Below are 20,623 nucleotides of genomic sequence, written 5' to 3'. Positions count from 1 at the left end.
TTGGAGTGAACACAGTGAAGCTTGATGAATTTTTTGTCACAGGTGACCCGATTATTTACGGAGCTGACGCTTCTATCGTTCTTGTGACATTAGCGATTCTTTTCGTACTAACAAAGTACAAAAAATGGAGATGGCTTTGGGATGAGTGGTTGACAACTGTTGACCATAAAAAAATAGGGACCATGTATATTATCTCTGCCGTTATAATGTTATTCCGTGGTGGTATGGATGGTTTAATGATTCGTGCCCAGTTAACATTCCCGGAAACAACTTATTTAAACGCTGAACACTATAACGGAATCTTTACAACACATGGTACGGTAATGATTCTTTTCATGGCAATGCCATTCGTTATGGGATTAATGAACCTTGTAGTACCATTACAAATTGGTGCTCGTGACGTTGCATATCCGTTCTTAAATGCTTTAAGTTTCTGGTTATTCTTTGTCGGAGCAATGTTATTCAACATCGCTTTCGTAATCGGTGGTTCTCCAGACGCTGGGTGGACTTCTTACTTCCCAATGGCAGGTACAGAGTTTACTTCTGGTGTAGGAAATAACTACTACGCAATTGCATTACAGATTTCAGGTCTCGGTACGCTGATGACGGGTATTAACTTCCTTGTTACTATCTTAAAAATGCGTACACCTGGTATGAAATTAATGAGAATGCCAATGTTTACTTGGTCAATCTTAATTACAACAATTATCATTATTTTCGCTTTCCCAGTATTAACAGTTGCTCTTGCATTAATGACATTTGACCGTCTATTCGATGCTCACTTCTTTACGATGGCGAGCGGCGGTATGCCAATGTTATGGGCCAACCTATTCTGGGTATGGGGTCACCCTGAAGTATATATTGTTATTTTACCGGCATTCGGTATTTTCTCTGAAATCATTAGTACATTCTCACGTAAACGTCTATTCGGTTACAGTGCGATGGTGTACTCGATGGTTGCAATTTCTTTACTAAGTTTCGTCGTATGGCTTCACCATTTCTTCACTATGGGTGCAGGTCCAGCGGTTAACTCATTCTTCTCGATTTCGACAATGGCGATTTCGATTCCAACCGGTGTTAAGATCTTTAACTGGTTGTTTACACTGTATAAAGGACGTATTCGTTTTACAGTTCCAATGCTTTGGTCATTGGCATTTATTCCAAACTTCGTAGTTGGTGGAGTTACAGGGGTTATGCTTGGAATGGCAGCAGCTGATTATCAATACCATAACAGCTACTTCCTAATTGCTCACTTCCACTACGTATTAATCGCAGGTACAGTATTCGCTATGCTTGCTGGATTCACATACTGGTATCCAAAAATGACAGGTCATATGTTAAATGAACGCCTAGGTAAATGGACATTCTGGATCTTTATGAGCGGATTTAACATCTGTTTCTTCCCAATGTACTTCTTAGGTTTAGACGGTATGACTCGTCGTATGTACACTTACTCTGAAAGTCTTGGATGGGGCTGGCTAAACCAAATCGCATCTGTTGGTGCTGTAATGATGGCTATTGGCTTCCTAATCCTTTGCTATAACGTAATTTGGAGTGCACGTCACGGTGAGCGTGACACAACTGGAGATCCATGGGACGGCCGTACACTTGAATGGGCAACTCAATCTCCTGTACAACATTACAACTTCGCGAAACTTCCTGAAATTAAAGAAGCTGATGCTTTCTGGTTCATGAAAAAACGTGGAGAAACAATTACACCAACAGCAGATGAATTAAAACCAATTCACATGCCAAGTAATTCTGGTGTGCCTATTATTGCGTCTTTATTCTTCGGTCTTGCAGGTTTTGCATTAGTATTTAGCTGGTTCTGGATTGCAGCAATCGGTGGTATTGGTATTTTAGGTTGCTTAATCTATCGTTCATTCGATTATGATGATGGCTACTACGTAAGCGTTGATGAAATTAAAGAAACAGAACATATAGCATGAGAGGTGAAATGACATGGCGGCTTTAGATAAAAGCTTACCTTTGGAATATCAATCCGAGCAAAGCAGATTGAATATCCTAGGATTCTGGATTTTTCTTGGGGCTGAAATTATGCTGTTCGCAACACTTTTCGCCTCTTATCTAGTCCTTGCTGGTCGTACGGCTGATGGCCCAACACCAGCGCAATTGTTTGAAGTTAAAACACTTTTAATTCAAACACTGTTACTTTTAACAAGTAGCTTTACATGTGGGATCGCAATTCACGAAATGCGTAAACACAATCAAAAAGGAATGTTAGCTTGGTTTATCCTGACTTTACTTTTAGGTGCAGGCTTCCTATTCTTTGAAATTGAAGAATTCATTTTGTACGTTGGTGAAGGTGCAACGATTCAAACAAGTGCTTTCTTATCGGCATTCTTCGTTCTTCTTGGAACGCATGGTGCCCACGTAACAGGTGGTATCATCTGGGCAACTTGTGTTATTATCCAAATTTTAAAACGAGGTTTAACACCAGTTACAGCTCGTAAAGTATTTATTATCAGCTTATACTGGCATTTCCTTGATCTTGTTTGGGTCTTTATTTACACACTAGTTTACTTGAACGGGATGGTGGCGTAAATGGGTCAAAATAACAACCAAGCAAACGGGCATGGGCATAGCGGATTCCCATGGTCACACGTTTTCGGATTTATTTTATCGCTTGCACTAACGTTTCTAGCGTTATACGTGGCACTTTACACAAACCTGCCACTTTCAACGATATTAACAACTATCATCATAATGGCAGTTGCGCAAGCTTTATTACAATTAATTATGTTCATGCACTTAAAAGAAGGAGAAGGAAGAATTCAAGTTCTTACAATGATATACAGTTTCTTCGTTGCAACTGCAACAGTTGGACTTACTGTATGGATCTTCTTCTCAATGTAATTTGCATGAAAAGACTGCTGGGATTCCTCAGCAGTCTTTTTTTATCCCCTATTAACGAGCAGTAAGACCCCCACTGATTAAAGTTTCACTTTATCCCCTCCCCCTATTACATCCACATTACGGAATTAGCAACAAAATCATGAAAAATATACTTATTATGACAAATGTTAAGAAAACTCTTTCTTTATGAAATCGAAACCATATCCGTTGCTTTTCTTCCTATTATATGGCTAAATAGTTACTATATTTATTTGAAGGGAGAGAACGCAATGGAACATCATTCTTCTGTTCTATCACTTATGGTTGTCGTCGCAATCGCGTTTTTCGTTCCCCTTTTGTTACAGCGCTTTAAATTAAAAGCACTTCCTGTCGTTGTTGCAGAAATTATCGCAGGAATCTTTGTAGGTAAAAGTGGATTTAACATCATTGAGCCCGATATGTGGCTTCAAGTCTTATCAACACTAGGGTTTATCTTCCTAATGTTTTTAAGTGGTTTAGAAATTGACTTTTCGATCTTTAAACAAAAAGGGAAAAAGAATACGACAAACGAACCGAACACATTCCAAGCAGCAAGCATTATCTTCTTGTTTATTTTCATTTTATCTTATGCCCTATCATTAATATTCGTATGGCTAGGATTCGTAGACAATGCAATGTTCATGACTTTAATTATTTCAACTATTTCTTTAGGTGTTGTCGTACCAACATTGAAAGAAAATAACTTAGGAAAAACCGCAATCGGGCAAATCATTTTATTAGTCGCTGTTATTGCAGACTTAGTTACAATGATTTTACTCGCTATATTCGTCGGATTAAATTCCGAAAGTGGCCAAAGCATGTGGCTTCTACTTCTTCTATTCGGTGCTGGTATTGTAATTTACTTTGTCGCAAGACGGTTTAAAAATATTCCATACCTAGAAAGCTTAAAAGCCGGTAGTGTACAAATTGATACACGAGCTGTTTTTGCACTCATCTTAATATTAGTTGGATTATCTGAATCTGTTGGGGCAGAAAATATTTTGGGAGCCTTTTTAGCAGGTGTACTCGTATCTTTATTATCACCAAATGAAGATATGGTTGAAAAACTTGATTCCATCGGATATGGCTTCTTCATTCCTATTTTCTTCGTAATGGTTGGTGTAAATCTAGAAGTATGGTCTATTTTTAACGAGCCTTCTAGTATGCTAATGATCCCAATTCTAATTGTGGGACTCTTTATTTCAAAACTGTTGCCATCACTCGTCTTACGAAAATGGTACCCACGCAATATCGTACTCGGAAGTGCTATTTTGTTAACATCAACACTTTCTTTAGTTATTGCGGCTGCACAAATCGGTGAAAAGCTAGGCATCATTAGCCCAAGTTTATCAGCATCTCTTATTTTAAGTGCAGTTATTACTTGTATTTTTGCACCTATATTATTTAAAAAGATGTTTCCAAAAGTGGAAACACCAAAACCGAAAGTATCTATTATTGGTGCAAGCAGAATTACCCTTCCGTTATCACTTGATTTAAAACGTGAAGATTATGACGTAACACTATATATGATACGTCAAAATAAAATAAATGATGAGGAAGCGAAATCTCATGACTTCCCTATTGTAAAATTAGATGAGATTACTATTCAATCTTTAATGGAGCAACAAGCTTTCGAAGCAGACCGTGTTGTTGTTGCGACAAGTGATGATGAACAAAACTTATTATTAGCAGAACACGCAAAAGAATTAGGTGTTGAACACGTCATCGCAAGTGTAGAAGATCCCCTTCTACAAGAAAAAGCGACTCAAGAACATATCGCTGTATTCTCGACTATTAACTCTACACGTATTTTATTACGTGCACTTATTGATAAACCGAGTCTCGTTCGCTTGATTACAACAGCAAATGAAACGGTGCGTGAGGTTGAACTACGAAGTAATAAATATAACGGCTTAGCACTTCGTCGCCTTCCGTTTCTAGGTGATGTACTTGTCATTCAAATTTACCGTGGTAATAAAGCATTAATACCACATGGTGATACGAAGTTACAGCATGGCGATACTTTACTTGTAACGGGTTCAAAAGAACATATTGATACAATGAAAAACATATTAGAATAGAAAATGCCCCTCACATAAATGAGGGGCATTTTTTCAATTTCATATGGTAAAATGTTACTATCACATATTATGGGGATGAATCACATTATGTCTATTTCAACTTTAGCTCTCTTATTATTAGCAGAAGTACTCGTCGCCATTATTCTCATCGGTATTAGCATTGAAATTTGTAGTTATGGATGGAAAAAATCGAATGGAATTAAGTACTTTTGTCTCTTAATTTCACTCCTTCTCGGAACAGCTAGCATACTAGGACTTCTCGTTGCACCCGCATATTTCTTCTTACAACTTATAGAAAAAGGCTTATAAGAAAGGATGATATTATGATTACAGTGAAACATATTGATGCATCTGAAACATACTTATTACGTCAAAAGGTTTTGCGTCCCAATCAATCATTAGAAGATTGTAAATACGATTCAGATTACGAAACAGACGCCTTTCATTTAGGTGCATTTTTATATGATGAACTTGTTAGTATCGCCTCTTTCTCTAAAGAAATACATCCTGATTTACAAGCTGGTACCCACTATCGTCTACGAGAAATGGCAACATTACCTAATTTCCGAAACCAGCATGCTGGCAGCTCCTTAATCCGTAAAGCTGAACAAGTCCTCCAAGAACGCGAAGCAAATATTCTATGATGTAATGCGCGGATTATTACAAACGATTAGGTTTCCATGAGCATGGTGAAATCTTCGAGATTGATCCAATAGGACTACATAAAGTAATGTATAAAGAAATATAAGAAAAGCTTTCTGCATATTGCAGAAAGCTTTTCTTATATTTCATTTTCACTTTTTATTTTTTTCATATATATGTATATAAACAAACTAGGAATTAAAAAGCAAACAAAGATAATAAGTCCTGTTATACTAATTTCCTTTATCGAAATACCTGGTGTTACAATGATACAAATAGCTAACAGTCCAATAACAATCCCTACTGGAATTAATAATAGTTTCATGAAATAACTACGCGATACTCCACCTGTATGCTCATACACTTCCACCGAATTTTTTAAGTTTAAAAAGTTAATAACTATTATCCCGCCCATAAATACCATTAATAAATCCGAAACACTTTCATACCCTGCCCCTTGCAAGACGTAACGGTAAAAAACAATGCCTAGTATGACGACATTTTGTAAGATGAAAGCCAATCTAATATGTTTTAATCCCTCAATCATTAAACGTTCATCTTTCACGATTTTCACCCTATCACTCCTTTTCCTCCCAAAACAAATCATTCAATGTTTTATCTACCGCATAACAAATTTTCAAACATAAATCTAAAGACGGGTTGTATTTCCCCTTCTCAATTAAACTAATCGTTTGCCTTGTAACACCTACTTTTTCTGCTAATTGTTGTTGTGTTAAATCTAACTGAACACGTGCGACTTTTATTTTACTTACAGCCATTCATGTTCCTCCTCTGCCTTTATTGTAACATATATATTCCATTAAGTAATTTATATTTTACGTAATTGATTTGTTTTTTTCACTTTATTATACACAAAAAAGGAGCCTCTCATAAGAAGCCCCCTTTCCTATCTCTATACTATAAGAATAAATGACATCCAAATAAAATTGTAAATAAATATAGTAACGGATGTACTTCCATCCCTTTCCCCTTCACAATTTTTAATACTGGATACACTAAAAATCCAATTGCAATTCCATTTGCAATACTAGACGTTAACGGAATACCAACGAAAATTAAAAATGCTGGTAATGCATCTTCAAATTCATTCCAATTAATATCACGAATGCTTTGTGCCATTAAACTACCTACAATAATTAATGAAGGAGCTGTAATAGCAGCTACACTTGATAAAGACGCGATAACAGGGCTGAAAAATGCCGTTATAATCGTTAGACCAACAACTACAATACCTGTTAATCCAGTTTTACCACCTGCAGCAATACCAGCTGACGATTCAATCGTTGCTGCTGTTGGGCTTGTTCCGAAGATAGAACCTGTCGTTCCGCCAATCGCATCTGCAATAAACGCTTTGCCAAAACGTTTCTCTGTATTATCTGTAATTAAACCAGCTTGTTTAATTAAACCGAGTAATGCACCTGTCGTATCAAATAAAAGTACAAGTAAAAATGAAAATACAACACCATATAATCCATACTGAATTACATCTGAAAAAGCATTGATTGGATTTGAAACGATAATACCCTCTGGTAAATGAGGCATCGCTACAATTTTATCCTCAAACTTCAGTTGCCCCGTAAAGAAGGCGATAATTCCTGTCACAATCATACTAATAAATAATGCACCACTCACACGTAATACCATTAATACTGCCGCTAAAATTAAACCAATTAAAGTTAAAATAACGGCTGGAGAATGAAAATCACCAATCGTAACTAAGTTAGATGGATGATCCACGATAATTCCAGATAGACGTAATCCAATAAAAGCAATAAATAGTCCAATTCCACCTGCAATTGCATGTTTTAAACTGTCAGGAATTGCGATAATTAGCTTTTGCCTAAATGAAGTGAAAGATAATAAAAGAAAAATGATACCTGTTACAAATACTGCCGAAAACGCAATGACATACGTAATCCCCTCTGCCTGTTGAACGACAGAATAAGCAAAATATGCATTCATCCCCATAGCTGGAGCAATAACAATTGGATAGTTAGCTAAAAACGCCATACATAGCGTCCCAATAACTGTCGCAATAATAGTTGCCGTAAACGCTTGATCAAATGGTACACCTGCATCAGATAATATTTTCGGATTGATGACAAGAATATACGCAAATGTAAAAAAAGTTGTGATGCCCGCTAAAAGCTCTCGCTTCACAGAAGTGTTATATTTTTGTAATTGAAACATGGCTATGTACCCTTCCTACACCTGAATTATTATCACACATTCTTTTCTTACTAGTATGTGAGAAAATATAATACTTAATCTTAACAATCAATAAAAAGAAGAGTCAATATATTCTCTAATAGTGAGAATTTTAAGTTTAAGTCCGACAAGTTCAGATGTAGTACAGTTCATTTTGATTATTTTTGTAGCATAACAGATAGAAATGTTTTATAATTTGAAATAGTTAAATATTTAGGTAGCTCATTCTACAAGGGGGATTCTTCTTATGCAGCACACAAACAAATCTGGAACTTTAAATCGAGGTTTAAAAGAACGACATATTACTTTAATGTCACTCGGTTCGGCTATTGGCGTTGGGTTATTTTTAGGATCTGCTTCTGCTATTAAACTAGCTGGTCCTTCCATCTTACTAGGTTATATGATCGCTGGACTCGTTATTTTTTTCATTATGCGAGCGCTCGGAGAAATGGCAATTGAACAACCGGTTGCCGGCTCTTTTAGTAAATATGCTAATGATTATATCGGCCCACTTGCTGGCTATATTACTGGTTGGAACTACTGGTTCTTATGGGTTGTTACTTGTATGGCTGAAATTACGGCGGCTGGAATTTACATGCAGTACTGGTTCCCAGATATCCCGCGCTGGACTTGGGCACTACTCGCTCTATTATTAATGAGCGCTTTCAACTTCTTATCAGTAAAAGTATTTGGAGAACTTGAGTTTTGGTTTGCTCTCATTAAAATTGTCACAATTATCTGTATGATAGTGATTGGCTTTGGTATTATTCTATTCGGATTTGGAAATGGCGGCGTTGCAACTGGTATTTCAAATCTTTGGGAACATGGGGGCTGGTTCCCAAATGGCTTCTCTGGATTATTGCTTTCCTTACAAATGGTATTATTCGCTTATCTAGGCGTTGAACTAATTGGTGTTACAGCTGGTGAAGCTCAAAACCCGAAGAAAACACTCGCAAAAGCTATCGATAACGTATTTTGGAGAATCCTAATCTTTTACGTCGGGGCATTATTCGTTATGATGGCAATTTATCCATGGAACGAACTTGGCGAGAAAGGAAGTCCATTCGTATTAACATTCCAACAAATCGGCATTGCAAAAGCAGCAGGTATTATTAACTTTGTTGTATTAACAGCTGCACTTTCTTCTTGTAACGGTGGTTTATTTAGTACAGGGCGTATGCTATTTACACTAGCACAACAAAAGAAAGCACCTGAACGATTTGGACGTTTAAATAAAAATGGCATTCCAAGTCAAGGTATTATAGCAACTGCGATTGTTTTACTCGTTGGCGTTATATTAAACTATCTCGTTCCTGCAAAAGTGTTTACATGGCTAACTAGTATTTCAACTTTCGGGGCAATTTGGACTTGGGGTATAATATTAGTCGCTCAAATTAAATTCCGTAAAGGATTACCAACTGAGAAAAAAGACAAGCTAACGTATAAAATGCCTTTACATCCATTAAGCTCTTACTTCTCACTTGGCTTCCTCGCACTTGTACTAGGTATTATGGCGTATTCAGAAGATACACGAATTGCATTAATCATTGGCCCAATTTGGCTTATCGGCTTAGCTATCGTGTATTACATGAAAGGGTTTCATAAGATCGATGAAACACCTAATTCAAAAATTAGTTAAACAAGCTATCCCTTCCTTATTAATTGGAAGGGATTTTTTATTGCCTATATAAATATTTCTCAACAAAATTCACGGTATTTTTACAATTTTTTAATATTTTTTACGTTTTCTGTCTTTATTTTTTCAGAAAAATAAATTACATTATTAAAGCACATATATTTATTATTAGGGGGATTCTTCTATGAAGAATAAAAAATGGATTACATTTTCTTTAGCAACAGCAATTACACTTAGTATGGGGAGTTCGTTCATACCGTCTACTTATGCCGAAAGCTCTGTAGACCCAGCTCCTGAAATTGCTGCAAAGGTTGTAAATCAAAACAATGGGAAGAAAGTATTATTTGATAATACGCACGGTCAAACTGCCGGGACAGCTGACTGGGTTATTGATGGCGGCTTTTCTGATTTCGGAAACGGCATTGCCCAAAACGGATATCATGTAAAAGAACTTCGTAAATCAACACCTATTACATACGACGACTTAAAAAATTACAACGTGTTTATCGTTCCAGAGGCAAATATTCCTTACAAAAAATCTGAACAAGACGCAATGTTACAATACGTGAAAAATGGCGGCAGTATTTTCTTCATTGCCGATCATTATAATGCAGATCGTAATAAAAACCGCTGGGACTCCTCAGAAGTGTTCAATGGATATAGACGCGGGGCATGGGATAATCCAGCAAAGGGAATGTCTAATGAAGAAACAACTTCACAAGCTATGCAAGGAGTAGAAAGCTCTGATTGGCTATCCGATAATTTCGGTATTCGCTTCCGTTACAATGCACTTGGTGATGTTTCAGCTAAAAATATTGTCTCACCTGTGCAATCATTCGGAATTACAACTGGCGTTTCATCTGTAGCAATGCATGCCGGCTCTACCCTTGCGATTACAAATCCAAAACTAGCGAAAGGCCTTGTATATCTTCCAGAAAATCCATCAAAATGGAATAACGCTGTTGATAGCGGCGTTTATAACGGTGGTGGCGTTGCAGAGGGGCCTTATGCTGCTATTTCGAAAGTTGGTCTTGGAAAAGCTGCCTTTATTGGTGATTCTTCTCCTGTTGAAGATGCTTCGCCAAAATATGTTCGCGAAGACTCAGGTCAAACAAAGAAAACTTATGATGGTTATAAAGAAGAAAACGATGCTGTTCTATTAGAAAACATCGTGAATTGGTTAGCGAAACAAGAAACATTTACAAGCTTAGATCAAGTGAGTGGTTTACAGCTTGATGCACCTACAGCTCTACAAACATTTGAACAACCAAGTTTATCAACAGAACCACAACCAGAACCTTGGAGCGCACCAAGTCAAGGTTACCAGTGGTTCAATACAAATACTTTCAAACCAGGTTCATACGGCTATAACGGTGCAGTGACAACGAGTGATTACGTAATTACGCACCCTAGCATTCTACCAAACAATGAAGTGTTCCAAATGAAGATTCAAGTAAATAACTTATTACCAAATACAACGTACAATAATTATTCTTTAGGTATCTTCACAACTGGCGGAACACAGGTGGCAAAAGTTCAAAATACAAATGGCACTTGGCCATCTTCTTTCGGATATAGCAGTGCATTCTCTTTCATCACAAATAACCAAGGATCTGCTGAAAAAATTGTGAATGTACAACTTGATCCAAATACAACTGGACAAGCAACACTTCGTCTACGTCAAAATACGACAGCGAAATATAGTGAAACTGTAACGATTAATAAAAAATAATGAAAAAGGCAATCCGAATATGGATTGCCTTCTTTTCACTTCTCTTCTTTTGAGAAAAACATTCTTGAAATAACGATACCTATACTACCTACGATTAAGAATAACACCGCTCTAATCATCATCGACACCTCTGGTAGGTCGAGAAGGAATAACTTCCCTACTGTTACTACTAATACGACTAATCCAGCATATAATATTTCGTTCATCTGTCTATAACGGCCAAACCAAACTGCAAATAAAGCATATACCATCCATAATAATGATACAGATACGCTAATTATACTTCCATCTGTAGAAAGAACTTCACCGATCCTAGTAATTGTAATAAATACAATAACCATTAACGAGTAGAGCGCTATAGAATAAACATATTTACCTAAACTCGCTAACACTTCTTTTGCTTGTATCATGCAATAATAGAACGTTCCTATTAAAATAATATGAGCGACAAACCCTGCTGAAATGAACTCATCAAACGGGCTAAAAATCGTCTGTACCATTCCAATCGCATAAATCGTTGCACCTACATACAACTTAATATTTTGCTTTACTTTAATAGCAGTAACCATACCGAGGAAACCTTGTAACAATAATACGATCGCTGCATTCACCAAACTATACTCGTATAAAATCGCTAAACTAAATGATCCCATTGCAAAGCCAAATATTAGATTTGAAAATACAGAATGTTTATTCTTCCTATATTCAAGTACAAACATAACAGCATGCACAAATGCACTTATAACTAATCCCCACGTTGTAAATTCAGGAATTTGAGAAATGGCTAAAATAAAGAAAACTGCATTCGCACTAAATATCGCCAATCGTGCTTCTTGTATAAACCTTCTCTCCGAAAACATATGCCAAAATAATAGTAAATGAATTGCACCGTATACAACTGTTAACTGTACTTGCACATTCTCTACTAATATTGACATAACAACAAAGAAGACAAATAGGACAATTGCCGCAACAACATAAGAAATCATATACAAGTACTTATAACGGTTTCTCAATGCATACCATAATAGACTAATTGTTAATATCGTCTCATAACTAAAGAAAATATACGTATTAGGAGTCGTACTATTTAACAAGAAAGGAACAAAAAATGCTCCCACCGCCACGAAAATAGCGAGATATTCCGATCTATATCTTTTCGCTAAATAAATCCCTAAAACAACCCATATAATGTTGCAAACAAACGCAATACTTGCAGGAATAAACTCATATAAATAATGTGCCGCAAACGTTGTTAAAACAATTCCCGTAATACTTCCTCCAGCTAATACTAACCCTAACGCTTGCCGCTCTCTTTTAATTTGTATATCTCCTACGTAATACAAACCGGCAGATAGTACTATACCAAACACAATTCGTATCGCTGGTGTTAATAAACCAGCATCTACCCCTGCTTTAAATAACCAAATAACCCCAAGTAGCATAATACCGACAAATATGCGTGGTAACCACGTTTGACAAAACTTTATAATATTAAATGGTTCTGGTTTAAATGCAGATATATCTACTTGTTTCACCTCTGGCTCTTGCATGGACTTCCTCGTCTTAACTACATCTTCTTGTAACTTTTCATTACTTACCGCTTCAATATATTCTTTCTTTTCCTTATTAACATTTTGTTGAACTTTATCTACTTCTATTTTTCTTTGTTTCGCTTTCAATTCATAAAGTGCCTCTTGCATCGTTTCAATTGCCGTTTCGAGTGCTTCTATTTTCTTATTCAAATCCTCCTTCATACGCTCCCCCCTCATCATTCATGTAAAACCTATATATTACCAATTACCTTTATCATACTCTTAGTCTATTCATTTTCAATACTATTTTTCCCAAAAAAGAAAGGTGTTTTCCGAAATAGGAAAACACCTCTTACTTATTTATTCTTATTTATAGCAATACTAACAATTACACCGAGGCAGACACCTACAAATGCCGGAACAATCCAACCTACACCTTCTGAATAAAACGGAAGCATTTTTAGTAGTGGTGTCCATTTATTCATCAATACACTTTTGTTTAAAATATCAATCGCACTAAATACCGCTACGAGTCCAATCGTTACCGAATATACGTATACATACTTTCCAATATACTTATGGAATAACCCTAAAATAATAAGCGTTAGTGCAACTGGATAAATAAATCCAAGAATCGGTACCGATACTTTTAAAATTTGCGTTAATCCTAAATTAGCTAAAACCATACTAACAAAACTTAATATAAATGCCCAAACTTTATAAGATACTTTCGGAAATACACTTGTGAAAAATTGACTACAAGACGTAACAAGTCCGATGGAAACGCATAGACAAGCGACAGTAAAAATAAGACCTAATAAAACTAACCCACCTTGTCCAAATAATGTAATCATAACTTGTGCTAACACTTTCGCACCGTTATCAAATGTACCCAATGAACCACTAATTGAACCAACATATCCAAGAATGACATAAATAATAGATAATAAAAGCCCTGCTCCAATACCAGCAATACTCATATATTTTGCTAAACCTTTATCATCCGCTACACCTTTTGCACGCAGAGCATTTGCAATAACAATCCCAAATATTAAAGCTGCTAACGCATCCATCGTTAAATATCCATCTAAAAATCCTTGGAACATAGGAGCTTGTCCATAATTTCCTGAAGGCTCTTTCACACCGCCTACTGATGTAAACATACTTTTTATAAATATAATAGCAATCATACATAATAATAAAGGCGTTAACACCTTTCCAAACAAGCCCATTAATTTAGACGGTGATAAACTTAACCAGTAAACAATACTAAAGAAAATAGCCGTGTACAATAACAAAACTACGCTATCCGCTTCTGGGAACAACTGGCCTGGCCCCATTTCAAAAGCTAAACTTCCTGCACGTGGTATACCAAGACCTGGTCCAATAAATAAGTACACAATACACGGAAAAATAATTGCAAATGAAGAATGAACCCTGCCCGCTAACGTTTGAAAACTCCCTGCTTTCGCAATAGAGATAACACCTAATATAGGAAGCCCTGTTGCTGATATAATAAAACCTAACAATGCAATCCATACATGTTCTCCTGCTTCATATCCAAGGAAAGGTGGAAATATAAGATTTCCGGCCCCAAAGAACATAGAGAATAACATAAGACTAATAAGCAAAATTTCTTTTTTCTGTAACAATTTCATTTCTTTCTCCTTCTTCAATTTCACCTTACATGAAATCAATTCCACAAATAAAAAAATGCGGTAATCCGCTTCCTTACAAAGAAAACATAGTCCATAGTCTATCACAAAAGAAACACCCATTCTATAGCTATTTCCCTTTTCAAATTTCTTCTGAAAAATCAACCTTTATTGACTTATAATAGTTAATAAAGTAAAATATTAATCATACAATACTATTAACTTTGTTTTTTGCTTGTGTCAGGAGGAAAATATTATGGAATCAGCGATACAACTAGAAAGAGAACAACAAAGAAAAAAGAAACATCCTCCAGGTTTATACTTACTCTTCTTTACAGAAATGTGGGAAAGATTTAGTTACTATGGATTACGAGGATTATTAACATTATATTTAACAACAGCTTTAGTAAGTGGTGGTCTTGGGTTTAGTCCCGCTTGGGCACTCTCTATTTATGGATTTTATACTGGTGCTTGTTATTTCACACCATTGATCGGTGGATACTTAACGGACCGTTTTCTAGGCAAACGAAAAGCCATCACAATTGGTGGTATAACAATGGCAATCGGTAACCTTACACTATTTGCCTTGCAAAACCAAGTCGGTCTATACCTCGGATTAGCGCTTATTATTATCGGTAATGGATTCTTCAAACCGAATATCTCTACACTTGTTGGAGAATTATACGAAGAAAATGATCCAAAACGTGATAGTGCATTTACAATTTTCTATATGGGTATTAACGTCGGTTCATTTTTAGCTCCACTCGTTTGCGGATTTTTATCAGAAAATTTATTTAAAACAACAGTGGACGGTGTTGTTCATTTCGGATTCCGTTACGGTTTCTTAGCCGCTTCAATCGGAATGATCATTGGACAAATTTTATTTACAACACTATCAAATCGCTTCCTTGGTGATATCGGTAAAAAACCAACTCGCGATTTGCAAACGGATGCTGGACAACAAACAATAGGAAATACACCGTTAACAAAAAAAGAAAAACAACGTACAACAGTTATCGTCATTTTAACATGCTTTGTTGTCTTCTTCTGGGCTGGATTTGAACAAGCTGGTAGTTCGTTAACATTATATACAAACAAATTTGTAGACCGCTCTGTGTTCGGATGGGAAGTTCCAACATCTTGGTTCCAATCGGTCAATCCGTTATTTATTATTTTACTTGCACCAGCTATTTCAGCATTATGGGCGAAACTGGCAACTAGAAAAAATGGTGACATGAAAATCCCAACAAAAATGGGACTTGGTATGATCTTACTCGGTATCGGTTATATTGTTCTTGTTATCGCTACATTAAAAACAGGCAGTGACGAACATAACATTACAGAAAAAGCAAACTTACTATTTATCGTCTTTACGTATCTTTTCCATACGTTAGGTGAGCTATTCTTATCACCTGTCGGGCTATCAATGGTTAGTGCTCTCGCTCCAGTAAAACTAGCCTCTTTATTAATGGGCGTATGGTTAGCAAGCTCAGGTATTGCTAATATTTTAGGCGGACAGCTTGCAAGCTTCACAACTTCACTTGGATATGCTGAAGTATTCACAGTTATTGGCGCTGTGGCGATCGTTTTAGGTTGTGTTTTATTATCAATTTCTAAGAAATTAGTGAAATGGATGGATTAAAAAAAGATGAGGAAAATTCCTCATCTTTTTTTACGCTTTCTTTCCCTTTTCTATTGCTTGTTCATACAAGCCTTTATGTTCTTTATATTCACTTGGCACGAAACTCTTATAGAAGAACGAAAGCCAGCTGTCTCCTTTTTTATATCCTTCTTCTCGAATTTCCGCTGCCTTTTTATTTGATTTAAATCCTTCAGTAAACCATTTCTTTAATGTTTCATTCTTTTCATACTTAGCAGGAACTTTTAAGTCGTAGTTTTCAAATGCATATGTATATCCAGCTTTTTCCGCTGCCTTTTTAGCAGACTTATATCCCTTTTCATACGCGGTTTCATATACTTTCACATATGTATCCTTTTCAGTATTTCCAGGTTTCTTTTCAGCTAATTCTTTACCAGCCTTTTCACCGAGTTCTGCTTGTTCTTTTTCAATTTTTGCTGTTCTCTCTTTATTCCCTACTTGGAAACCTTCTGCAAAGTTCCCCTTAAACTCAGGAGTAATTTGACTATCGTCCATTGCTTCTTGTGTTAACCCTTGCTCTTTACCTTTTTCAAAATGTGCTTTTTTCTGTTCTTCTAAAGACCATGCCGCAGCATACGCAGTTGTAAATGCTTGTTTATATGCGTCTGACTTTCCAGCTACATGTCCTTCTGCATTATTCTTTCCTGCTTTAAAATCTGTCTCTCCACTTTTTTGACCTTCAGCTTGTCCCTTTTCAGCCTCAGCTTTACGCTGCGCTTCCTCTGCCTTACGTGCTTCTTCTGCTTTACGTTGTTCTTCTGCAGCACGCTGTCTCTCTTCCTCTACTTTGCGCTGTTCTTCTGCTTTACGTTGTTCTTCTGCAGCTCTTTGTTTCTCTGCCTCAGCCTTACGCTGTGCTTCTGCTTGTTTCTCTGCTTCTACAGCACCATTATTATTTTGGCTAGGAGCTGGACTCGTTGTACCACTATTAGAAGCTGGTTTATTGTGATAATGATATTCCCCGTACTGCAATCCCCATTTTTCACAATTTGTACGACACGTATGTCCACCATTAGCATCTGTACGTCCTGGATGTGCATAAGCAGAAATTGGCGCTACCAATAACGCTACACTTGTTGTTAAAAGAAGTTTTTTTACTTGCTGTTTCACTTTTGTTCCTCCCAAAATCTAGAATCATTACTTTATTATATAAAAATAGAAAAATATTTAAATACCAACTGAAATATTCTTTTATTTCTCAACATTGGATAAAAAAAGAAGGTTCACTCTTTAAAGAGTGAACCTTCTTTTTTCTTTATTTCTTAGCCTTTGTTCCTACTAAATCACCCGTAATAACAAAACGCTTAGAATTATCCTTAACAGATACACATGTAATAAGTGTTATCTCATCTTTCCCATGATCCTCTACAACTTCCCATTTATCAGGAGTCACTTCAGATACACCGGTAACAGTATACTCATACTCATTTGCATTGTCATACAAATAAATTTTATCGTTCTTCTTTAAAGTTGATACATCACTAAATAAAACACCTTTTTTTGACATATTATGCCCTGCAAGTGCATAATTCCCTTGTCCCATTACTTGATTTTCTCTTACAGTTGCCGCACCTGATAATAAATTCTTTTCAGTCGACGCTTTTAAAACAGGAAGTTCTAATGAGATGCTCGGAATTGAAATACGACCGATTACTTGTTTTTTATCTAACGATGCACTCGCTACTTCTGCCAAGTCTGGTTGATTAATTTTTGAAGCATCTACAAATTCTGTATCATGCTTTTCATATTCCATCTTTTGAACAGCTTGTACATTCGCTGTCTGCTTCTTCTCTGCATTATATCCATCATAAAATGGCTTTCCGATTAATACACCACCTACAACAAATAGAAGGATTGCTACTATACTATAAATTCTTTGCTTATTCATATACAATTCCTTTCCGTTACAAAATCTTACTCTATATAAAATGATAAGATAATATTGCTGTATGTACAAGTGTAAGCTGAAAAGAAACCTTCTTGCTTATGCAAGAAGGTTTCTTTTAAACTAACTTATTTCTGTATAGGGATACGTGAAAGACCGTCATTTGAATAAAGAAAATAGAGAATATAATATACAGTGGGTACCCAGGAAGATAGTCATTAATAATAGGCGAAAAAGTTAAAAACCCGACTGCACAAGGTAACACATACCATAACGAAACAAAAGTTGTTCGACAGGCTTTATCCGTAATCGCTTTTTCACGTTCATCTTCTAGTGGAAATAATAATGGATACATCCAAAAAGATAAATTCTTGTATTTTTTCTTTTGAATTCTATAAAAAATTGTAACTATAATAGCTCCAATAAATAATAAAATGAATGGTGCTCCATTAAACCATATTTCAAATGGGAACTTCTCGTTTTTAATTATATCTGCTAACTCTGTAATAACACTATAAAATTCAACAAATGTCCAGCAGGCTAGCGCAGTATAAAGCACGTTTACGATATAAGAAACCCCAATTCTATTCATCCTCTTCCCCCTCCTTATTTAAAACAAATACATCTTCCATCTTTAACTCGAATACATCACAAATCGTCAATGCTAGTAATAATGAAGGAACGTAATCCCCTTTTTCAATTGCTGCAATTGTTTGTCTCGTCACTCCGACTTTTTCCGCTAATACACTTTGTGTAAAATTAAAACGAGCTCTTAATTCCTTCACTCTATTTAAAATGGTCAAATTTACCACCTCTCACTATTATTGTATGATATCCTTAACAAAATGTAAACTCAACTTAACATTATTTTTATAAAAAAATCCAACTTTACGTTTTGTAAAGTTGGATTACGTTTTAGTTTAAAATTGTAACTTTAACACTTCTTCTGCCCCAATTATTAGCTGTAGCTGAATCTGGCATTAATAAATCAATTATATGACCTTTAATCGCACTACCAGTATCTCCAGCAATCGCCGTACCATAATTTTCCACATATACAGTAGAACCTAATGGAATCACAGCTGGATCTACAGCAATTAGTTTCATGTTTGGATTTGCAGTCAAATTATGTCCTAACTTAGACTTTACAATTTCACCCGGTTTATAGCCATTTTCAGATGGATCAGCTGTATAAGCAGTTGCTGTTACATAAAATTCTTTTCCACCTTGAGCTGGTTTTGGATCCGGCTTAGTTGGTGTTGTATCTTTAGCTACAGGCTCTGCCGGCTTAGCTGCCTGTTCTTCTTTTTGCTTAGCTGCTGCTGCCTTCGCTTTTGCCAACTCTTCTTGCTCAGCCTTTGCAGCTGCTTCAGCTTTTGCGCGCTCTTCTGCTGCAATTCTTGCTGCTTCTTGTTCACGAGCAATTGTTTCTTGTACTGCTTTCATATTTGCTTCAACTTTTGCTTTCTCTTCCGCTGCTAAATTAAGTTGGCTTGCAATCTGATTATATTTAGCTTGAACTGTTTGTAAGTTATCTTGACGTTTTTTCAAGTTATCTTGCAAATCCGCTTGTGCTTTTGCTAATTTTTGCTTATCTACTACTAAAGATGCTTCTTTTTCGTCAATTGCTTTTTTATCTTCTTCAATTTGACGAAGATCTTGTTCTTGTAGACGTAAAATTTCTTTATCTGCTTCTAGAATAGTAGTAACTGCGTTCATACGTTGTATGAAATCTGCAAAGTTTTTTGATTCTACAACAACTTCTACTACTAAACTCGTATTTGAGCTATTTTGAACAGAAACCATACGTTTTTTCATAATATCCTTACGAGCAAGGACTTTATCTTCTAAAACGATAATATCTGCTTTTTTTTGTTCAATCTGCTTATGTGTTTCATCGATTTTACGTTGAATAGCAGCTTGATCCTCTTTATTTTTTGCAATTGTATTATTTAAATTATGTAGTTCATTTTCGATACCTTGAATTTCTTTACTAACAGCTTGCTTCTCTTGCTCTTTCTTCTGCATATCTGCATCGTTTTGCTGCAATTGCTGTTGCATGTTGTTAAGTTTCTCGTCGTTTGACTCTGCTTTTACAGCGACTGTACTAGAAAGAACGATAATTCCTGCTAATACTAGACTACTGATTCGCTTAAAATAGTTCATAATCCGACTCCCTTCTTATACAGTTATACATGATTTATTTTACAGTTTGTTTACAGAACCATTAAATACAGTTTATTTTTCATGACAAAAAAAGAGAATTGTGAACAAAATGTAATAGATTCTTAAATATTTAACAATTCCTATATTTAAAAATTATAAAAGATGCTAAAATCCAAATATAGAGAAAATATAACTTCTAAAGGCGGTTGAGATAAATACATGTTTACTCAAAAGAAAGCACTCCAACATAAAATTGATCAATTAGAAAATCGTATACAAGAGCTAGAAACAGAATTAAAACAAAAAGATATTGAAAGCCAAGAGACTATTTCTTCTATCCACGACCGTGTACAAAGCGTTGTTCAAGAGCATCAACTTGTAAATAACCAGCACCATACACTCCAAAATTTAATTCAACATTTAAACTCATGTTTTGAAAATGTTTCAACACGTACGACACATTCCAATGAATTAAATAGTGAAATGTTACAAAAAGAACAAAGCTTA

18 protein-coding genes and 1 pseudogene are annotated in these 20,623 nt (G+C 35.8%); 9 read left to right on the top strand and 10 right to left on the bottom strand.

The features are described from left to right. The first annotated feature begins 14 nt into the window (after positions 1 to 14). The 6 genes and pseudogenes from qoxB (at position 15) to MKX37_RS03490 (ending at position 5,724) form a co-directional block, all read left to right on the top strand. Complete coding sequence (qoxB, locus tag MKX37_RS03515) at positions 15 to 1,949, top strand: cytochrome aa3 quinol oxidase subunit I (protein WP_002063826.1); 1,935 nt, start codon at positions 15 to 17, stop codon at positions 1,947 to 1,949. A gap of 13 nt (positions 1,950 to 1,962) precedes the next feature. Further along, entirely contained in the window at positions 1,963 to 2,565 is a 603-nt protein-coding gene (gene qoxC / locus MKX37_RS03510) for a cytochrome aa3 quinol oxidase subunit III (protein WP_002029841.1), read from the top strand. Continuing rightward, positions 2,566 to 2,877: a cytochrome aa3 quinol oxidase subunit IV gene (gene qoxD / locus MKX37_RS03505; RefSeq protein ID WP_002029843.1), complete on the top strand. Its 312-nt coding sequence runs from the start codon at positions 2,566 to 2,568 to the stop codon at positions 2,875 to 2,877. Between the two features lie 269 nt (positions 2,878 to 3,146). After that, positions 3,147 to 4,976, top strand: a complete 1,830-nt coding sequence (locus MKX37_RS03500; protein WP_002169140.1) for a monovalent cation:proton antiporter family protein — start codon at positions 3,147 to 3,149, stop codon at positions 4,974 to 4,976. Between the two features lie 18 nt (positions 4,977 to 4,994). Beyond that, positions 4,995 to 5,285 (top strand): DUF4022 family protein, encoded by a 291-nt coding sequence (locus tag MKX37_RS03495; protein WP_002090894.1) that lies wholly within the window; start codon positions 4,995 to 4,997, stop codon positions 5,283 to 5,285. A gap of 14 nt (positions 5,286 to 5,299) precedes the next feature. Then, positions 5,300 to 5,724: pseudogene (locus tag MKX37_RS03490) on the top strand (GNAT family N-acetyltransferase). 33 nt (positions 5,725 to 5,757) lie between these two features. On the opposite strand, the gene MKX37_RS03485 reads toward MKX37_RS03490, so the two are convergent. The 3 genes from MKX37_RS03485 to MKX37_RS03475 form a co-directional block, all read right to left on the bottom strand. Beyond that, on the bottom strand, positions 5,758 to 6,192 hold the full coding sequence (locus tag MKX37_RS03485) for a hypothetical protein (protein WP_002125294.1): 435 nt from the start codon (positions 6,190 to 6,192) through the stop codon (positions 5,758 to 5,760). Positions 6,193 to 6,196: 4 nt separating this feature from the next. Next, the gene (locus tag MKX37_RS03480) at positions 6,197 to 6,397 is read right to left on the bottom strand and encodes a helix-turn-helix transcriptional regulator (RefSeq protein ID WP_000301182.1); all 201 of its coding nucleotides are present in this window, start codon (positions 6,395 to 6,397) and stop codon (positions 6,197 to 6,199) included. 139 nt (positions 6,398 to 6,536) lie between these two features. Then, on the bottom strand, positions 6,537 to 7,829 hold the full coding sequence (locus tag MKX37_RS03475; RefSeq protein WP_002010534.1) for an NCS2 family permease: 1,293 nt from the start codon (positions 7,827 to 7,829) through the stop codon (positions 6,537 to 6,539). 265 nt (positions 7,830 to 8,094) lie between these two features. Between MKX37_RS03475 and MKX37_RS03470 the strand changes: the two genes are divergently transcribed. Together MKX37_RS03470 and MKX37_RS03465 are read left to right on the top strand one after the other, a co-directional pair. After that, positions 8,095 to 9,486 (top strand): amino acid permease, encoded by a 1,392-nt coding sequence (locus tag MKX37_RS03470; protein WP_002125290.1) that lies wholly within the window; start codon positions 8,095 to 8,097, stop codon positions 9,484 to 9,486. A 181-nt stretch (positions 9,487 to 9,667) separates the two neighbouring features. Next, on the top strand, positions 9,668 to 11,215 hold the full coding sequence (locus MKX37_RS03465) for a hypothetical protein (RefSeq protein WP_002169142.1): 1,548 nt from the start codon (positions 9,668 to 9,670) through the stop codon (positions 11,213 to 11,215). Positions 11,216 to 11,250: 35 nt separating this feature from the next. Here MKX37_RS03465 and MKX37_RS03460 read toward each other — a convergent pair whose 3' ends face one another. Both MKX37_RS03460 and brnQ1 read right to left on the bottom strand, forming a co-directional pair. Continuing rightward, a complete protein-coding gene (locus MKX37_RS03460; protein WP_078422231.1) occupies positions 11,251 to 12,972 on the bottom strand; it encodes a DUF2339 domain-containing protein in 1,722 nt (573 codons plus the stop codon). Between the two features lie 134 nt (positions 12,973 to 13,106). Next, positions 13,107 to 14,408 (bottom strand): branched-chain amino acid transport system II carrier protein BrnQ1, encoded by a 1,302-nt coding sequence (gene brnQ1 / locus MKX37_RS03455; protein ID WP_438263247.1) that lies wholly within the window; start codon positions 14,406 to 14,408, stop codon positions 13,107 to 13,109. A gap of 253 nt (positions 14,409 to 14,661) precedes the next feature. Here brnQ1 and MKX37_RS03450 point away from each other — a divergent pair, with 253 nt between their 5' ends. Then, the gene (locus MKX37_RS03450; RefSeq protein WP_002167113.1) at positions 14,662 to 16,047 is read left to right on the top strand and encodes a peptide MFS transporter; all 1,386 of its coding nucleotides are present in this window, start codon (positions 14,662 to 14,664) and stop codon (positions 16,045 to 16,047) included. Positions 16,048 to 16,077: 30 nt separating this feature from the next. On the opposite strand, the gene MKX37_RS03445 is transcribed toward MKX37_RS03450, so the two are convergent. The 5 genes from MKX37_RS03445 to MKX37_RS03425 all read right to left on the bottom strand — a co-directional run bounded on the left by MKX37_RS03445 (position 16,078) and on the right by MKX37_RS03425 (position 20,116). After that, entirely contained in the window at positions 16,078 to 17,175 is a 1,098-nt protein-coding gene (locus MKX37_RS03445; protein ID WP_078422233.1) for a YHYH domain-containing protein, read from the bottom strand. Positions 17,176 to 17,320: 145 nt separating this feature from the next. Then, positions 17,321 to 17,953, bottom strand: coding sequence for a class A sortase (locus tag MKX37_RS03440; protein WP_002186970.1), 633 nt, complete (start codon positions 17,951 to 17,953; stop codon positions 17,321 to 17,323). Positions 17,954 to 18,068: 115 nt separating this feature from the next. Further along, positions 18,069 to 18,542 (bottom strand): DUF2178 domain-containing protein, encoded by a 474-nt coding sequence (locus tag MKX37_RS03435; protein WP_078422234.1) that lies wholly within the window; start codon positions 18,540 to 18,542, stop codon positions 18,069 to 18,071. Next, positions 18,535 to 18,753 carry a helix-turn-helix transcriptional regulator gene (locus MKX37_RS03430; protein WP_002167109.1) on the bottom strand — a complete coding sequence of 73 codons (219 nt, stop codon included), beginning with the start codon at positions 18,751 to 18,753 and terminating at the stop codon, positions 18,535 to 18,537. Before MKX37_RS03430 ends, MKX37_RS03435 begins: the two co-directional genes overlap by 8 nt. Positions 18,754 to 18,865: 112 nt before the next feature. Then, positions 18,866 to 20,116, bottom strand: coding sequence for a 3D domain-containing protein (locus MKX37_RS03425; RefSeq protein WP_002186966.1), 1,251 nt, complete (start codon positions 20,114 to 20,116; stop codon positions 18,866 to 18,868). Positions 20,117 to 20,623: the final 507 nt, after the last annotated feature.

Origin of the sequence: Bacillus sp. FSL R5-0709 (assembly GCF_038004785.1) — a bacterium.
Taxonomy (GTDB): domain Bacteria; phylum Bacillota; class Bacilli; order Bacillales; family Bacillaceae_G; genus Bacillus_A; species Bacillus_A mycoides.
Note: the sequence above shows the minus strand (reverse complement) of the source record. Positions and strands in the feature narration are given on the sequence as shown.

What these genes read in the sequence shown, in the direction of transcription:
- MKX37_RS03470 (WP_002125290.1), top strand. Translation starts at nt 8,095, where the DNA reads ATGCAGCACACAAACAAATCTGGAACTTTAAATCGAGGTTTAAAAGAA.
- MKX37_RS03435 (WP_078422234.1), bottom strand. Translation starts at nt 18,542, where the DNA reads ATGAATAGAATTGGGGTTTCTTATATCGTAAACGTGCTTTATACTGCG.
- MKX37_RS03475 (WP_002010534.1), bottom strand. Translation starts at nt 7,829, where the DNA reads ATGTTTCAATTACAAAAATATAACACTTCTGTGAAGCGAGAGCTTTTA.
- MKX37_RS03465 (WP_002169142.1), top strand. Translation starts at nt 9,668, where the DNA reads ATGAAGAATAAAAAATGGATTACATTTTCTTTAGCAACAGCAATTACA.
- qoxD (WP_002029843.1), top strand. Translation starts at nt 2,566, where the DNA reads ATGGGTCAAAATAACAACCAAGCAAACGGGCATGGGCATAGCGGATTC.
- MKX37_RS03425 (WP_002186966.1), bottom strand. Translation starts at nt 20,116, where the DNA reads ATGAACTATTTTAAGCGAATCAGTAGTCTAGTATTAGCAGGAATTATC.
- MKX37_RS03450 (WP_002167113.1), top strand. Translation starts at nt 14,662, where the DNA reads ATGGAATCAGCGATACAACTAGAAAGAGAACAACAAAGAAAAAAGAAA.
- MKX37_RS03500 (WP_002169140.1), top strand. Translation starts at nt 3,147, where the DNA reads ATGGAACATCATTCTTCTGTTCTATCACTTATGGTTGTCGTCGCAATC.
- MKX37_RS03440 (WP_002186970.1), bottom strand. Translation starts at nt 17,953, where the DNA reads ATGAATAAGCAAAGAATTTATAGTATAGTAGCAATCCTTCTATTTGTT.
- MKX37_RS03495 (WP_002090894.1), top strand. Translation starts at nt 4,995, where the DNA reads ATGAGGGGCATTTTTTCAATTTCATATGGTAAAATGTTACTATCACAT.
- MKX37_RS03480 (WP_000301182.1), bottom strand. Translation starts at nt 6,397, where the DNA reads ATGGCTGTAAGTAAAATAAAAGTCGCACGTGTTCAGTTAGATTTAACA.
- MKX37_RS03460 (WP_078422231.1), bottom strand. Translation starts at nt 12,972, where the DNA reads ATGAAGGAGGATTTGAATAAGAAAATAGAAGCACTCGAAACGGCAATT.
- qoxC (WP_002029841.1), top strand. Translation starts at nt 1,963, where the DNA reads ATGGCGGCTTTAGATAAAAGCTTACCTTTGGAATATCAATCCGAGCAA.
- brnQ1 (WP_438263247.1), bottom strand. Translation starts at nt 14,408, where the DNA reads ATGAAATTGTTACAGAAAAAAGAAATTTTGCTTATTAGTCTTATGTTA.